The sequence below is a fragment of the Sedimentisphaera cyanobacteriorum genome, assembly GCF_001997385.1.
Classification (GTDB): Bacteria; Planctomycetota; Phycisphaerae; order Sedimentisphaerales; family Sedimentisphaeraceae; genus Sedimentisphaera; species Sedimentisphaera cyanobacteriorum.
Genome location: NZ_CP019633.1, coordinates 209,989 through 228,070, shown reverse-complemented (window position 1 = coordinate 228,070; position 18,082 = coordinate 209,989). Strand labels below are relative to the sequence as shown.

The 18,082-nt window shown below is 44.2% G+C and carries 6 protein-coding genes; all 6 read right to left on the bottom strand.

Features of this window, described 5'->3' with window-relative positions:
• Positions 1 to 366 precede the first annotated feature (366 nt).
• Complete coding sequence (locus L21SP3_RS00785; RefSeq protein WP_077538599.1) at positions 367 to 3,153, bottom strand: golvesin C-terminal-like domain-containing protein; 2,787 nt, start codon at positions 3,151 to 3,153, stop codon at positions 367 to 369.
• Between the two features lie 12 nt (positions 3,154 to 3,165).
• Positions 3,166 to 5,634, bottom strand: coding sequence for a hypothetical protein (locus tag L21SP3_RS00780; protein ID WP_227806780.1), 2,469 nt, complete (start codon positions 5,632 to 5,634; stop codon positions 3,166 to 3,168).
• 187 nt (positions 5,635 to 5,821) lie between these two features.
• Complete coding sequence (locus L21SP3_RS00775; protein WP_077538595.1) at positions 5,822 to 7,510, bottom strand: sodium:solute symporter family transporter; 1,689 nt, start codon at positions 7,508 to 7,510, stop codon at positions 5,822 to 5,824.
• 35 nt (positions 7,511 to 7,545) lie between these two features.
• Positions 7,546 to 8,706, bottom strand: coding sequence for an AraC family transcriptional regulator (locus L21SP3_RS00770; RefSeq protein WP_077538593.1), 1,161 nt, complete (start codon positions 8,704 to 8,706; stop codon positions 7,546 to 7,548).
• A 233-nt stretch (positions 8,707 to 8,939) separates the two neighbouring features.
• Positions 8,940 to 12,122 (bottom strand): glycoside hydrolase family 2, encoded by a 3,183-nt coding sequence (locus tag L21SP3_RS00765; RefSeq protein ID WP_077538591.1) that lies wholly within the window; start codon positions 12,120 to 12,122, stop codon positions 8,940 to 8,942.
• A gap of 91 nt (positions 12,123 to 12,213) precedes the next feature.
• Positions 12,214 to 17,973 carry a golvesin C-terminal-like domain-containing protein gene (locus tag L21SP3_RS00760; RefSeq protein WP_123785098.1) on the bottom strand — a complete coding sequence of 1,920 codons (5,760 nt, stop codon included), beginning with the start codon at positions 17,971 to 17,973 and terminating at the stop codon, positions 12,214 to 12,216.
• Between the last annotated feature and the right edge of the window lie 109 nt (positions 17,974 to 18,082).

Here is an 18,082-nt window from a genome sequence, read left to right as displayed (position 1 = left end):
CGGCAAATTAACGAGCTGCGGCAAACGGCTTTAGAGGCTCAGAAAAATATTGAAGCAATAGCATCGTTCTAAACTTTTACGAATTAAATCGTAGAACTCCTTTGAGGACAGACCATTCAGCAAAGGAAACAAGGCGAAGGCTGGAGTGAGACAGCTTGCTGACTGAATGAGAACGGTTTCCCCGCTCGAGCTGGCAAATGGTCGCACGCTGCGGCGCCCCGTATAATTGAACGCTATGCACCTGAGCTCAGAGAAACCGAGGGTGAGCTTAAAAAAAAGGGGAATTAACCAGTACTAGCCACTACTTTACCTGACAAGCATTAGCATTTTGTTCAATAGTTGTCTGTAAGTTATTGTTTAAACTTTTTACTGCTGCACCCAAAACTCAACAGTAAAAGGCTTTAATTCCCTTGAAAACTCCCGCCCCCGTCTTATTCCTGCGTACTTTCCAATATTATTTCTGGTTTGAGAAGTATAGCGATATCCTTTAAATTCAGCATCAACCCCGACATCAAGATTGAATTTAAAAGGTGCGTCACAAGAGCGATTGGTTAAAGCAAGAACCAACTTGCCCTCAGGCGTTTTCCAAGCCAGAATTCGCTGATTTTTTCGGGTCTGGTCTTCATCTACACGGCAAATAACTGAATCCCACGGCATATACTTCAAGAATCCGGCAATAGCGTTCCAGTGATACCAATTGTACTGCCAGTGATTCTTTTTGATGTCAACATAACGGGTAAAATCATTATCGCTTGAAGGCCGCCAAAAACCAAGCCCAAACCTTTCACCTATAAGAGTATCAGTAGGTTTTAGAGCGTGCAGCCAGAACCATGCAGGAGACTCATTAAATGCAAACCAATTCATAATAGACTGAGCAGTATTTACAAATCGCCACTGAGAACCTGCACCATCAAGATATTCAAATTCCACGTTCAGCACAGGCCTGCCTTGTGTATCTTTCTTAAATTTCGAATCGCTGTACTTGATCTGTTCATCAGAATTTTTCCCGACACGATGCCAAGACCAGCCATCCACATATTCAATCGCCTTGGAATCATCTCGAATAAGTATCGAGCCTTTGCCGTACTGGCCGGCCTGACTGTCGGCGTGTATAAAAAGCTCAGGAAATTCATTCTTAACAATCGGCGCGACTGCTCGAAACGTATCGCAGTATTCTTGCCCGCTATACTCGCAGCAGCCGTAGCCGGCTTCGCCAACGGTTGGTTCATTCTGCAAAGAAAACATTTTGACAGGTGCGATATTTTCCTGAACATATTTTAAATCTTTAACAATTGAATTGCCAAATTCAGTCAAAAATTTTTCATCAAATTTTTTCAGAGAACCGCCAACAAACCTATTGTTAGATTTGAAATACGGAGCTGGCGACCAGTATTCAAAATTAAAGCCTTCAATACCGGATTCTTGTATCATTTCTGCCAGCTGCTCGTTCTGAGAGCTCCAATTCTGCTGAAACTGCTTTTTCTCATCATCCAGCCCGGTATAAAATAGCCCCATAGGAAGCCTCATATATCGGAACCCATGGCCGAATCCGAGCAGTTCATTATAGAATCTCTTTCGCTCCGATTCGGTTAAATCGCCCGGGATGCCCTTGCTGCGGTTAATTCCGCCTCTCCTTTCGGCTTCCGGCTGGATCTCCACGCCAAGTCCCCAGACGGTTTGCTTCTCTTGAGCTAACTGAACTGTGTATGAACCAGACTCTGCATCTTGCAGAGATTGCGATTTCGGCTCTAAACCCTGTTTTTCAGCATACTCATATTTGATCGAATCGGCAATAACCACACCATCTGCATCGTTCGAAAGCTCCACATACCCTGAACGCCCTGCCCGCCCCTTCTCAAAGAAATGGCTGCCCAGCAGTTTCCATTCTCCGCCTGTCTTTCGCTGGTCAACGGTGTAGGTTGTTTGGCCGGAAATATGATGCACGGTATATTTCGCATTTGATGCACGGTCAGGGTCGCCGTCGGGAAGCCAGTAATAAACATTATACCATCCAGAAGCAAGAAAACCTTGAAAATCAGGCTGCCAGGGCCACCATGCTATTATTTCCGGCTCATCGGAGGGTTTCAAATTACGGTAGAAACGGGTATGACCCGCCCTTGAATAACGGTAGAATCTCCCGTAGTAATTATCTGCATAAGTCGATTTCGGCCACCACCCTTTAACCCTGCTTGAATTAACACCCCACCCGGATGTTACGATAATATCCGGGTCAACCAAGCGTATTGTGTCAAAATTTAACGAGTAGCCGGAACTTATCGAATTCTTCCCTGTGATTTTTAATTCTACAATATGCTCACCCGGGGAATCAACTTCTATAACGCCAGCTGTAAACATTGAATACTGCAAATCAGGATTGAAGGAATCAATCTTGCTGCCTAAATTTTTATTATCAAAAGACACTTTGTATTCAGCACCCGCAGGGCTTAATACGTTTCGTATTACGATTGCATAAAAACCTTCCTTTTCTGCCTTAACAGGATACTTCACAACTTCACCCGGGGCGTCAGATTTTATTCGATAATAGAAGCCGTCTTGTGAATTAACATCGCTCACATACTCCATATCTGAGAAATCAGAAACCTCAAGCGGCAGGATTTTCATGAGAGTCAGTTCAGAGAAGGAGAGATTGTAACTTTTGGAGTCTTTATTTTTGCCTACAGTCTTAAACCTGAATTTTTTAAGGCCGGCTGTCTGAAAACGATGCACGCCCAAATTGACATTTCTAAAACTGTATTCTCCGCAGAGATCGGCCTGATCGATCTTCAGGCCGCCGCCAGCCAAAGCAAATCCATCATTTTCACTGCCCAAAAGCAGCTGATAGATGCCGTTATCAGGTTGATTGAGCTGCTTTACCTTCAGGGCATACATCCCGGGTTCAGGAACATTAACAGCAAATTCAACGAACTGCTTCTTTTCACTAAGATATGCATGCTGGTAACCTTGCTCACGGCCATACCATTTCGCAGAATCTTTGCGAACTTCCAAAGAGACACCTTTGGAAACCTCCGCATCAAGCTCTGTAAAATCATAAGTAAACACATTCTCAGCAGATAGAGCCGAACTGCTCAAAAACAGTATCACTGCGAGAAATGCAACCAATTCTGAAATCCTAATCACGCTTTTTATCATCATAATAAAACTGCATCATTCATATATAAAATAGGCGGTGGCAACGGTTTCGGTATCGGCTGTTGTGCGCACCCAATAGGCATTGAAACCTTCAGGGAAGCGGTGCTTAACAGTACAGTCAGCAGGAATTTGAATCTTACGGTAAGTTTTCCAAGTGCCCTGTCCGTCGATATCCACTTCGATGCATACCTCTACCGGTTTATCGCTTTTATGAGAGAGCTCCAGAGTTTTATTCTCGTACCCTGTCATCAGATACTGATCTGAAGGCTCACCAGCTTTTACATGGGTATCTTTCCAAGGGCCTCCCCTGCCGACAGGTTTGCCAAACTCCCATAGGTCATCAACTGCGCCAACCCAAAGGGCAGCCTTGCCGTCCTCGGAACGAATAATATGTTTATTGCTCTCTGGGGCATTATCAGCAATGCCGGAAAGAATTAAAAGGCCTCGCCAGCTGCAGTAATCTGCGATACGGCGATTGTGAGTTGCAACTGGACGTATTTTGGAAAAACCGCCAGCGTTTTTCGCCGGGAGTTCATAGAACGTGCCGTGAGCATTGAACAGATCTCTTTCAGTTACAACTTCACGGGAAATACGCTCTGAACCAACCGGTCCGGTTTTATCAAAAGACTCATCGCCTTTGGGAAGACGAAAACGCTTGCCCTTTTCGTCAACATATATCAAAGAGGCCTGATCTACGCTTATAACATCTTCAGGAACTTCCATATTTTCCTGCATAAAGGTATGGGCTTGTTCATCATCAACTCTGCGCAAGCTCATAGAATCTTTGTTATCCAGCATCATCTCGTAATAGCCTGCGTTCTTAACTTTTCCGTTTTCTCTGGTTTTAGCTGAAAACTGAAGCGTTTTTTTGTTTTCCCCTCTTGCTCTAATATAACCTCCGCAAACAGCTGAACTTCCGGGACGAGCGATACCGTCGAAGATTTTATCAAGCTGGGTTGTGCGTTTTTCATGGCTGCTGTACTGGAAGAATACTGTTGCCTGTGAACAGTCCCTGTTGGTATGTACTCGTATCCATTCGCCCTTTTCTGAAGGGGAGAAAGCTGCCCATTTATAACCGTCCGCATCTACAGTTACAGTTTTCAAATGCTCCCAGCTTCCATCTCCAAGCTTGTCCACTTCGAATATAAAACTAACCGGCTTATCATTTTGATGTGCCAAATGCACGCTGCGCATGTCAAAACCGGCAAACAGGTATGGATCAGAAGCTTGACCTTTTTTAACAGAATCATTCAGCCACACTGCACCTCGGCCAATAGGTTTTCCAAAACTGTCCAAACGGCCGCTGTCGATAAACCTGAGATTAGATTGAGACTGGCCTGGCGAAGCCATATCCCCTTTAGCGTTTAGAGTATTCAAAAACTCGCTTCTGGCAGTAACATTGCATCCTAAAACAACCCTGTCCCGCCACTGAGCGAAATCACCAAGCACCATCAGATAAGTTGACATCGGCCTGATTCCGCTGCGGTCTTCACGTGAAAAGTTATTTGGAAACTGCCAAAACATTCCATGCATATTCATAAGCAAGTATTCTTCACCGATATCTCTAATTCTTGGCCACTCGGTATTCCAGCCGTGCGCACCGTCATAGGTATGAGAAGCTTTCGGTAAACGGTAAAAGCTCCATTGCCCCTTATCAAGCAGAGCGAGAATTAAAGAACGCTGATCCCAGCCAATTGACCACAGCTGGTCGGAACTGTTAGGATTGCCGTAGATCCCTCCTGGGCCTGTTACCTCAGTAAACTGATCTCTGCGAACAAGCTGCCAGTCCCCCTGCCCGTACCACTCTGCCAAAGCACCTGAGGGGATTGTAGGGTCGGTTTTTGCCTTTGGGCCTTTTTGTCCGTTATTCGCATAAACGAGCCGGTCTTGAGCTAAATAAAATCCTTTTCCGTGATAGCCGGGCAGATCACTCTTAATCCCTTCTTTCGGAGCACCCGAATTGCCGTCTCTAATCAAACAATTTACTTCAAGAGTATTAACGTTGACTTCATAAAGCCCTTCTTCCATGGTTGCATAATATACTTTCGATGAAGGCTCAAACAAATGCCGGGCAATCCCTGTATGACGTCCCATCATCTTAGAGTAAGGGATAACTCTAATATTACGCTCATCATCAACAACATAAGGGCCAATGAACAGCTGATTCGACTCACGATGAATCATACGAGCGGCGGGCGTGCCTCCAATGCTTTCAGGATGGGCAGTAAGATTTAAATCACTGTCAATTTCATAAAGATTCTCACCCTCCGAGCCTTTTGGGCTGTGAGGGGCGTAAGTAACAACCCAGAGCCGATCAGCCCAAGGCACAACTGCACCAGTGCCGCATTCTCTGTTATCATTGAAATATGCAAGATGCGGATAAACACCCGACCAGCTTGAACGAGGTTCTGACCCGCCCACAGCGCTGCCTGCCGAGAGAACAGCAAAACTAATCAGGAAAAGAAACATAAAAGATTGGCGCAATTTTTTCTTCCTCAAAAATAGCGAAATGATTTTTTGAGCAGTACTGAGAGCCTTAAACTTGGGCAATGAGCAACCGGATAAAAGTTCCACTTTGATTCCTTTCAAAATAATTAACTTCGCTTAATGCAATAAAACTGAGATGAAGTATAATTTATAGGGCAGGTTCTTCAACGCCATTTTTCACAAATCAATCACCAAATTTATCTTTCAATAAACGGAAATTTATAACAACTACAGCTAAAATAAGTGCAGATGCAGCAATTAACAAAACTTTCCTGCCCTGCTCATTAAGAACAGCAATAATCAGAATTACTAACCCAGTTGAAAAAACATAGCCAGAAATCAGAAAATGTCTGAGTCTCCCTGCCTTAGAGAGAGAGGGCACTTTTTCAGCAGAATCTTTTATAGCTCTAACTCTCGAGCAGCTTATTGATTTAGTGCTGCCTGTAAATTCAAACCACAGCAACACAGAAACAGGTAATATTATTCCAATAATCCAAATTTCCAGCAAAAGCGGGTTGTCTATAAACCCTGATCTGGATTCAATAAAAGGCTTCAATAAACTCATACCGCCAATACTCACCCCAAAGGTGGCAATAACAGAGCTCAAGCCAATTTTACGAGAAAACAAACTCCAAATTGAAGGAAGTACTATAGGGGTTACCAACATTCCTGTCAGATGCAGAACAACATTTTCTGCGCCCCCTAAAGAAGGAATCAAAACTGCAATAGAGATAACAATTAAGCCCAGCAATAAAGAAACAAAACGACCGAACAGAAGCATCGATTTTTCAGAGCTTTTAAAACGGGCAATTTTGCCGTATATCTCACGAGAGAACGCACCTGCAAAAACATTTATCTGAGAGTTAACCGTACTTGCCGTGGCGGCAAACATAGAAGCCGCTATGAGCCCCAGCATCCCAGGAGGCAATACAGACTGACAGGCGAGAATAAAGGCCTTTTCTGAATTTGCGTTTGAATCTATAATCCGATACATCATAGGAGGAAGCATCCAGAATATCGGACTGACAATGAAGAGCAGGCCAAACAGCAAAGCTGCCTTTTTTGCGTCTTGTTTTGATGAAACACACAAAAATCTCTGCACAAATGCCCACTGTCCGCCAATTTTGAAGAAATGAATAATGATCCATCCAACAAGAAACAACGGAGGGAACTCCCTGCTGTATGGTATAAAAAACCTTTCGGGCGCATTATCAATAAACGATTTAATTCCTCCAACCTCATTTAAGAGCAATGGGATTACAATTAATACTGAGACAGTCAAAACAACAAATTGAATCACATCAGCCATCAATACTGCCCAAAGCCCCCCAGCAGCAGAAACAAGCACCATTGCGAAGCCGCAAATCACAATCGCCCAGTAAACTGATATTGTCTCACCGTTTCTACCAGCTAAAAAATGCCCTTCTGGAACTGTAATAAGCGCTGAAAGTATCACAGAGACAGCATATAAAGCAATCCCAACATCAATCATACGGAAAGTCGTTGAAACCCAAGAATAAAAGTGTACTGCTGCGTGTCCAAAGCGATTTTCTATATATTCTGCAGGCGTAACTGCCCCTGAGGCTTTCCAGCGGGCTGCGATTGTGAAAGCCGCCATCCATGCAGAAATCCCAATCATCATCAGTATGCTGACACCAACCAATCCCTGACGAAAGGCAATGCCTCCCCAAACAACAAATGTTCCTGAAGTAAACATCGCCATATGCCCTGAAATCCCTGCTAACCACCAAGGCGAGCTTTCTCCTGCAGCAAACATATCTTTAGTATTTTTGATTTGAGAGGAATATAATATACCAAGCGCCAAAAGGCCGGCTATATAAACTAAGAAGGTAACAATGTCTAATTCAGTCATAGTTTTATCCTGCTCAATTAATGCTGCCTTCAGCCCTAGTCAGCTGCGTTGTTCTTTGAGTATCTTTTACGAAAATCATCCGGTGTTATACCGACAGCATTTTTGAAAAAACGTGAAAAATGCTGCGGATTGGTAAACTCAAACTTTGAAGCTATCAAATTTACTGAGAGTCTTGAATTGAGGAGTTTATTCTTTGCCATACCTATCCTGAGGCGGGTTATCTCTCCGGCAACAGAACGATGTATTGCAGCCTCAAATCTCTTTTCCAAGGCGCTGCGAGAAAAACAGATATGCTCAGTTACATCTGAAACTGAAATTTTGCGCTGATAGTTGTTTCTTATGAAAATAAGAGCCTCTCTGACAATAGAATCCTCTACTGCCAACATATCAGTTGACTGACGAGTTACAATCCTGACCGGCTCAATATTCATTACCCGGGCAGTTTCTTCTCCCGAGATAATCCTGTCTAAATGTTCGAGAGTACGATAACCGGCACCTTCAAAATCTAATTCAATGCTTGAAAGAGCAGGACGTGAAAGATGACATATCAAACTATCGTTATCTACTCCCAATACAGAAACCTCTTCAGGTACACTTACAGAAACAAGTTTACAGGCATCTAATACAATCCTTGCGATGTCGTCATTACATACCAGCAGCGATATTGGCTTAGGCAGGGAATATATCCAATCCGAAAGTTCTTTACGAGCCCTGTTTATTTTTGTACTGCTGGACAGCAAAAGATTGTAAGAGTACAGCTCTGCCCCGTTCTGTTCTATAATCTCTTTAAAAGCCGTCTTTCGCTCATTAGCCCAAGTGATATTTCCACAATTACAATAACCGAAACGTTTGTGTCCTAAAGAAAACAAGTAATCGCTCGCCATTTGTGCAATAGCCTTAGAATCGGCCTTTAAGGCAGCTGCATCACTGCCAGCGGTATTATCAAGAGACATTACAACTTTGGGCTTGTTAAAAGAGAGGATATTCTTTATGTCATAGTAGCCAAAAACAATCATCGCATCCGGATTCTGCTGATAACACCACTTGGCTGGGAAGAGCCCGCTATCACAAACGTATTTTGGCGGGGGCATCAACACATCCCAAGATGGATTGAATCTAAGATAAGACTCTACTCCGGAAAGAAAACTTCTGCCGGGGCCTCGTGAGGTATCTACTAAAATAAGCAACTGTTTCATTCATTTCGCCGTAATTAAAAACACTTTTCAAGAGAGTATATAAAGCCGCATTTATAAATCAAGACTAGCCGAATCAGACGGAGATTTATTGGAAACTAAAGCCCTTTATGCGCAAACAGTTTAGAGTCTGATTATACATCTCCAGCTAACTGATAAAATGAAACTGCCGCAGTATTAGCCTGCGGCAGTCTTCAAGTTTATACATGGAACAATGCAGCTAAAATGTTTTTAAGTCATTCAGCAATTTTATAAATTGATTTGTTTTCTGAAACAAAAGGCCTCAAGCGAATCGTGTATTTATAGGGTTTGGCCTTCAAACGATATTTCTCATGAGGACGAGACCGCTTAGACCAGCTGTTATCCCCGCCCACACCCATCTGTTTATAATCTAAATTCACGGTATAAAAATCAGTTTGCTCAGGCAGGGCTGCCGTATGATCTGCGTTCGCGAGCTGCTGCTGGGTATATGGCCATGCACTGAAATTCATCAGATTTTCTGCAATTGCCATAAATCCGAGGCCATTGTCGTTATAAAATGCCGCCCACCTTACATCAGTACGGTTTCCGTTTTCCTGCGGACGGACGTAATCAAAGGGGAGCTCGCTGGTTTTCATCTCATACAATGCCACTGCTGCGCCGGATTTGCGATCCTGATAAGTTTCATGAGGCCCGCGGCCGTACCACTGAACGTTTGAAAACTCATCGGGAATCTGCATCTGCATACCTAATCTCATCATTGGAGGCTTATCTGGGTCTGGGTTAATTTCATTCGTGATAAGCACATCCCCATTTCCATAAAAAGTGTATTCAGTAGAATATGAAGCACGTCCTACAGTGAGCTCAGATTCCACGTTAATTACCGCAATCGAATCACTGCTCTGTTTGGCCTTAACGCTCTTTACCGTGCGTTTTGAGGCAGCATTCTTCCAATCGCTGAGCCAATGCCCCAGGCCGTTGCCTCGGGAATCATCATTATCTGTCATAGCCCGCCAGAAGTTCGGCGATAAGGGATTTTTAATAAACTCTCTGCCTTTATACTTCATACTGGACAGCTCGCCGGTACTCTTGGAAACGGCGGCTGAAAAGTCTTTGCCGCTAACTAAAAATCTGCCGTCTTTTTCTTCCAGATTCAATGCGGCTGTATTTGAATAATCTGTTTTTTCTGCGGCTTTGCTGAATGGCAGTTCAAACTGCTGCCAAGCTAATACGTGGCCTTTTGGAGCCCATTTTGTTCCATCTGAGAGCTTAAACTGAATGGTCAGAATGTATTCAACCCCTGGTTTAGGCTTAATCTTCCCAAAAGGAACGGTAACCTGCTCGGATGTTTGCGGGGCTATAGCGGGCAGACTGAGCGGTTCCTCTTTAATCACTATACCATTTTCAAGCAGCTGCCATTGACAATTAAGAAAACTGAGATTTTTGAAGAAATACTTATTAGTAATTTCTAATAGTCCCTTCTTCAGGTCAATCGCTGATACGGAAATCTCCTGATAGCCCTTCTTAACCTCGGGCAGTTCCGGACTTGGCGCCCTGTCCGGCATCACAATACCGTTAATGCAGAATGTGCCGGCGTGATTAGGCTCTCCGAAGTCTCCGCCATAAGCCCAATACTCCTCGCCGTCTTCAGTGGTTTTGACAAGGCCCTGGTCAACCCAGTCCCAGATAAATCCGCCCTGAAGAACATCATATTTTTCAATTGTTTCCCAGTAGTCCTTAAAATTGCCGAGGCTGTTTCCCATAGCATGTGAATATTCACACATAATCAGCGGGCGGTCAGGATCTCCCTTAGCATATTTAGTTAGAGTATTAATTCTCGGATACATTGGCGCAGCAATATCTGTTACCGGATGCTGCCATTTGGCATACCCGGGCAGATAATGCAAGGGGCGGGTCTTGTCGAGCTTGCGAAGCTTGTCAGCTGCTGCTGAGAAATTCTGCCCTATTCCGGCTTCATTACCGAGAGACCACATTACAATAGACGGATGATTCTTATCGCGGTGCGCCATAGACATAACGCGGTCAACATGAGCATCTTTCCAAAGGGGCTTGTCTGCTAATGTTTCCTCAGGATCGAATCCAACGCCATGAGACTCAATACAAGCCTCGTCTATAACATACAAACCGTACTCATCACACAGCCTGTAAAACTCTGGGGATTGTGGGTAATGAGAAGTGCGCACTGCATTAACATTATTCTGCTTCATCAACTCTATATCCTCAACCATCCGGCTGTAAGGGACAGTTTTACCCTGATACGGGTCGTGGGCATGCAGATTTACACCTTTGATATAGACAGGCTTGCCATTGACCAGAAACCGCTTGTTTTTCACTTCTACCGAGCGGAAACCAAAATTATGACTCAACATCTCAACCACTTCTCCCTGACCGTCTAAAAGCGTAAGCACAATGGTGTAAAGATTAGGCGTTTCGGCTGTCCATTTTTCAGGATTCTCAACAAAGCCATGAATATCTATTGTCTGCCCGCCCGATTTTTCAAGACCCTTAACTGATGCTTTAAGATTCGGGTCTATAGAAACGTTCTGACCGTGAGCGTCAATCAGATCAACTTTGACAGTATAAGGCGAGGAAATGCTTTTGCCGTAATTGACCAAATCCATATTAACTTTAAGTTCGGCGTTACGGTAATCATTGTCGAGTTCGGCGGTTACAAAAAAATCGCGAATATGCACTTTCGGCATTGCTGAAAGATACACATCTCTGAAAATACCGCTCATACGCCACTGGTCTGCATCTTCAATATAGCTTGCATCAGACCAGCGATATACCTCTGCTGCAATCGTGTTTTCCCCAGATTTAAGCAGATCGGTTATGTTAAATTCTGCCGGGGTCATACTGCCCTGACTGAAACCTACTTTTTCACCATTCACCCAAAGATAAAATGCACTTGAAACCCCATTAAAAGTTACAAACACCTCTCGGCCAGCCCAGTTTTGCGGGATATCGAAACTGCGCCGGTATGAACCAACCGGGTTTTCGTTATGATTTACATAGGGCGGATTAACTTCAAACGGCCAGTCATATACGAATCTATTAAGGTAAGCGGGGAAACCATAGCCCTGCATTTCCCAGTTGCCGGGAACATTTATCAAACTCCACTTGCTGTCGTCAAAATCGGTTTTGTAAAACATCTCAGGGCGGTCGGCCGGCCGCGGAACCCAATTAAATTTCCAGTCGCCATTCAGGGTATGATAAAATTTAGACTTCTCCAGCTCGCCTTTGAGCGCAAGAGTCCTGTTAGAATAAGGCATCAGCGTTGCATGCGGGCGTTCTTTATTTATATCGAAAACCTTGGGGTTTTCCCAGTCCGGAGAATCAGCCTGAACTGATGTTAGCGAACCAAAAATAAATATTGCCGCAAAAAAAATCCGACACAAATCTCTAAATACAATCTTCATATAAAACCTTTCTATATCATCCTAAGTTTTTAGCATTTTATGAAAACATCAAAATATTACAAGCAAGACACAAATACCAAATACAGCAATTTTACTGCTGCACCCAAAATTCGATTGACAGCGGAGGAACTTCACATGAAAGCTGGTCTCCGCTGCTGCTGCCAATGAACTCCCCGTCGTTATTGCGAGTCTGTGAAGTGTATCGATAGCCCTTAAAAACTTCATTTAAGCCAACATCAACATTAAAGATAAACGGGGCGTCTGAAGCTCGGTTGGTTATCGCTAATACTAATTTCCCATCAGGCCTCTTCCATGCCAATATACGATTATCCATACGGACGCTGTCTTCATCAACATTATATATTACCGAATCCCAAGGCATATACTTCAGAAATCCGGCAATTGCGTTCCAATGATACCAATTGTACTGCCAGTGCCCCTTTTCTATGCTCGCATATTTGCTGAAGTCGCTGTCGCCTGAAGGACGCCAAAATCCCAAACCAAACCTTTCACCTATAATAGTGTCTGTAGGTTTGAGAGCATGCAGCCAAAACCATGTTGGGGATTCAATAAACGAAAACCAATTCATTATTGACTGAGCTGTATTTATTGTTCTCCACGCAGAGCCTGCTCCGAGGTTATACTGCCATTCACTGTTAAAAACTGGCCTGCCAAGAGTGTCATTATTAAAATAGGGCTCTGCATATCTGATCTTTTCATCGGAATTCTTGCCTTGCCAATGCCATGACCAGCCATCGACATACTGCAAAGCTGCAGGATCATTTCGCAGCAGTTCACTGCCGTGACCATACTGTCCTGCCTCGCTGTCAGCATGGATAAAAAGGTCTGGGAAAGAAGATTTTATAATTGGCGCTACCACACTAAAGGCATCGTAATACTGCTGATGAGTATATTCGCAGCAGCCATAGCCGGCAGCTCCAACGCTGGGCTCATTTTGCAGAGAAAACATTTTGACAGGGGCGATATTGTCCTGAACATACTGCAAATCATCGACAATCGAATTTCCAAAATCGGTTAAAAAAGCATTGTCAAACTGCTTGAGAGAGCCACCGGTGAATTTGTTGTTTGATTTGAAATACGGCGCAGGAGACCAGTACTCAAAATTAAAGCCTTCAATGCCGGATTCCTCTATCATTTCAGCCAGTTCGCTGTTCTGGGAGCTCCAGCTCTGCTCAAACTGCTTTCGTTCCTCGTCCAGCCCTGTATAAAAGAGCCCCATTGGAAGACGCATATAACGGAATCCATGGCCGAATCCGAGCAGCTGGTCATAAAAGCGCTGACGCTCTGAATCAGTTAAATCAGAAGGTATACCACGAGCCCTGTTGGAATCAGCTCCTCTTTCATTTTCCGGCTGGATCTCCACGCCAAGCCCCCAGACGGTTTGTTTACTGCTGTCGTGCTGAACAACGTAGGTACCGGATTCTGCATCTTGCAGGGGCGGAGTTTGCGGCGGCGGAGCATCTTGAGAAAACGCATATTCAAATTTAATTGAATCGGCAATAACAATTCCGTCAGCATCGTTAGAAAGCTCTACATATCCTGAACGGCCTGCACGCCCCTTTTCAAAGAAATGGGTGCCTAAAAGTTTCCACTCTCCGCCCGGCTGACGCTGGTCAATCAAATACGTAGTTTCACCGCCTTTATGATATACTGTGTAAGGTGCATTTGAAGCACGATCATGCTTGCCGTCTGGCAGCCAGTAATAAACATTGTACCAGCCTGAAGCGAGAAAACCTGTAAAATCAGTTCCCCAAGGCTTCCAAGCAAATTTTTCAATAACATTGCACGGCTCCAAAGGAGGCCAGCGAAACCTGCAGTATCCGGGCGTAGAATAACTATACCATCTTCCAAAGTGGTTCTCTGCATATTGAGATGTTGGCCACCACCCAGCAGTTCTCTCTGCATTGATGCCCCATCCTGCTGTAACGATAATATCTGGGCTCTCCAACTGAATATTGTCTATGCTAATTTTATAACCACTGCTGCTGTCATTTTTTCCCTTCGTCCTGAATTCAAACATCTTAATACCAGAACTTACAACATCCAAAATCCCTATAATTTCCAGAGAATAAGACTTTTCGGGGCTGTACTGATCTACCATACTCCCCAGCGGTTCACCATCTATATAAAGTTGATACTGGCCTGCGTCTTGCCCATTGACATTTCTAACAGTAACAACTTGATTTCCAGTTTCAGTTATATCAACAGGGATTCGCAGAATCTGGTTCTGCAAATCAGAATTAACTTGATGATGATAACCATCCGCCGAATTCCAGCTGCTTTCATAACTCAAGGCATTTGAGGGCAAAGCCGAAACAGGCCTTACCTCTTTTAATACTATATCAATTAAAGACAAATTATAGTCGTCTGAATCTGAGTTTTTACCAATAACCTTAAATTTGAATTTTTTAACCCCCTCCGAGGCAAAGGTATAAAGCCCCAAATTTGCTTTTTCAACCATTGCTTCAGTAATGATATCCCCTTGGTCGAAAGAGATATTATTACCGACAGGGTTATAATCAGAGCCATTTTCGCTTATGTAAAGCTGATACATACCGCTGTCTGGCTCTTTTCTATTAAGAACTTGAATTGAGTAAGTGCCAGGGTTAGAGAGATAAACATCAAACTCAACAAAATCGTTTACATTCTGAAGGTCTGCATGGACATACTGATGCTGCGGCAGATACCATTTCCAAGACTCACTTTTATTTGAAACTTCCCCGCCAGAAGAAACAGTAACGGGCAGTTCGTTACAATTGTATGTTTGTATATTCGGCTCATAATATTCCGGTTCATCAGAAAAACAAAACCCAAAGGGATATAAGCCGCAATTAAACCAGCTTGAAGCTAACACTGCAAAATCTGCAAGGCTCACCCTGCAGTCCGGCTGGTCGCCTTCGTCGCCTCCGCCTGCAACATCAAACTGCAGATCCAAATCCTGCAGATTGCTGCAAACGGGAGTTTCGGTAACCTCGTAGCAGATATCTGCAATCTCAGCCTCATCCTTTGCGTAATTATAGATGCGCACATCATCCATAACCCCATTGAATGCGCCGCTGATTGTGCCGTCATCCTGCAAAATACTGCCCCCGATTACAAGCTGGGCATCAGTTTTATTTATCTTGAACTCGGGCTCACTGTCAACTTTGACTCCATTATAGTAGAGCTTTCCGCCACCGGCATCTACTGTGAAGGCAAGATGTGTCCATTCGCCAACGGCAGGCGGATCATAAGAGATATTCTTAGTACCAACACCTGCCGAGCTGATGCTCATAGAATCGCCTGTCGGCGATATTGTCCAGAACCAGTCAGCCCCGCTTTGCCAGTCTGAGCCTTCGCGTTTAGATATTATGCCTGTCCAGCTGCCGGGAACTCCTTCCCATTTTACCCATAAAGACACAGTCATTTCATCGCTTAATTCAGCGGGCGAATCGGTGCCGGCAAGTGCTGCTGCATCAGGATATTGGCCAAAATCGAGGCCTTCGTTGGTCTTAGCAGGATTAGCACCCTGAACAAATGCATCAATATCCAGAGCCGCTTGAGAGATTGCATCCCTATCCTCCCCGCTGCTGTCAATGTATTTATCGCTGCTGCCGGGGAGGTATTCTGAGCTTATATAGTCAGACAAATCCAATGTCCAATGCGCCACCTTTCTTTTAACAGCCAAGCTCACCACATCCGAATAAACCATACCGCCGTCGTGGGTTACTTGGCAGTAATAATAACCTTCATCACTGAGCTGGGCATTATCAATATAAAAGTCAGGGTTAATGCTGGGCGTGCCTTTTGGCTTATCAGTGGACGGGGAAATCTCGCCGCTTTCTGAGAAGTACCATTGACAAACCGGATTAGACAAATTTTCTATACTCACTGAAAACCCTGCACCATCGCCCCAATTCACGATTTTGTCGTTTGGCTGAGATTTAATAATATCCGATTCGTTCATTACACTGAGCGAAACATTATCCACCCAATGGTCTCGCTGCAGAAATTCTATTTGAAGTATTAAGCTGCTTCCCTCATCAATATTTGAACCAGTAAAAGAATCAGTATCTATAAGAAACTCAAAAGTCTGCCAGGCTAGCCAGTCTCCTACCTCTGTATCGCCTGTGTGCGTGTAGGTCATCGGTATTTCGGACGACCAAAGAAGCGATCCATCCTCCTGAAGCAAGCTTGCCTTTATAACTGCATCTGATGCGCTAGCAAGCCATCGAACTAAGCATGCGTTAAATTTCAGGCGAAAAAGTTCACCTGAAGACCAAGGATGCTCAATTACCTGACGAATTGTTCCGGTTGAGTTTCCCGCGGGAAGCCGAAGCACCTGATTACCCTCCTGCCCCGGAACAGATTTTCTGGTTTCAACAAACTTGGATTCAAGCCTAACTCTTTTCTGAGTACCTTCAATAGAATTCCAGTTAGGCACATCAATCAGCAGATTGTTGGCATCAGGCCTGTGCGGCTGCTCAAAATCACCGTTAGAAACCAACTCATCCTCTTCTGCAATTTCATCCTGCGGATTATCTTTAAACATCTGCCAAAAGAAAATCCATGGATCGATATAATAAGCTTGGCCTTCCTCAATAACTCGAAAAGCAAAGTGAGTATGGGGACGGCTGCCGCTGTAAACACCCCCCGAAAGGGCAAAATTTTCGCCCTTCTTCAAAGTTTCGTGTTCAGGCACCAGCATTTCATCAAGATGGTGCGCTTGGAGCCACCACGTACTCCCGTTATCCCAATGGCGAACACCACGCCAGCGATTATTAATATCGCCTGCCTCCAAAGAATCGAACAGGTAATGGTCATCAATACCAATCGGGGCATAAAGCGGCGTTTCCGGAGGCATATTAATATCCAGCCCTTCGTGCGTATATGTTGGTTTCTGCGGGCCTATCCACACATTTCTGCCATACCAGCAGTCTCGAATATCCGGGCTCTCGCGTGTCTCGGGATACCACCAATGAATTTGCTCCGGGCAGATTCGATCGCTCAAATCATTAACCACAATGCGGGCTTTCCGTTTTGGACGACATTTCGTCCTGTGAACCATCCAGCCTCCGTCATCCTCAAAGATATCGCTCACAGCATCCAGCCAGATTCGCATTCCATTAACCACCCACGGCTCGTAAAAACTTGCCTGATCTGCAACTATTCGCTCAAAACGGTAATTCTCTCCGTCTATATCAAATTCGGCAGAAAAAGAGTAGTTTGGGCTTTCAGTAATATGAGCTTCTGTTGAGAGCAATCTTATGCGGCGAACCTGACCGCTGCGTAATGTAAAATGGAATTCGTCGCCAATATTCAATTCAACCGGTGTAATAGTATTTTTGGCAGCTCTTTCAACCACACGCTGTGCTGCAGGAACAAACTTTACAGCATCAGCCACGATTTGAGCATTTTGTTTTTTTGTGCCGTCCAGTTCTACGTAAGAATCACCATCAAGCTGGTATGTACCCAGAAAATGCCAGCCGGGGTTTTCCTTTTGGATGAAAGGATGAGTAGTTATCCCGCCGGTATGCTTAACATTCCAATAAGCGAAAACATCTTTATCCTGATAATCCCGCCAGTACAAATACACATCAAAACGACCTTCAATATTCGGGGTGAAGCGGGCATAACTTGGAGCAGAATTGCCCCCATCGCCCACTGCAATAGTTCCGCCAAAAGAATTTGGATCATTGAGCATTGTAAAGCCGATTTGAGAAAATTTATCAGAGGCAGTATCTATTACAATCTGGCTTGCTGAACTGGGTTCATCGCCAAGTACAGCATTGCCATGCAGCAAAGATAAGGCAATCGCCCCAAACAGAAATATTTTTAACGAATGTGGCATAAATTTCTCCCTTAAGAGAATCTTTTCTGAAATTTTTATTAAAGCCGCCAAAAATTAAGCAGCATTATGACAATAAAACGCCGGACGGCTGATTAGAACGATCCGGCGA

Bases quoted from the DNA above. Each gene is read 5' to 3' on its own strand.
- L21SP3_RS00770 (WP_077538593.1), bottom strand. From the start codon at position 8,706: ATGAAACAGTTGCTTATTTTAGTAGATACCTCACGAGGCCCCGGCAGA.
- L21SP3_RS00775 (WP_077538595.1), bottom strand. From the start codon at position 7,510: ATGACTGAATTAGACATTGTTACCTTCTTAGTTTATATAGCCGGCCTT.
- L21SP3_RS00765 (WP_077538591.1), bottom strand. From the start codon at position 12,122: ATGAAGATTGTATTTAGAGATTTGTGTCGGATTTTTTTTGCGGCAATA.
- L21SP3_RS00760 (WP_123785098.1), bottom strand. From the start codon at position 17,973: ATGCCACATTCGTTAAAAATATTTCTGTTTGGGGCGATTGCCTTATCT.
- L21SP3_RS00785 (WP_077538599.1), bottom strand. From the start codon at position 3,153: ATGATGATAAAAAGCGTGATTAGGATTTCAGAATTGGTTGCATTTCTC.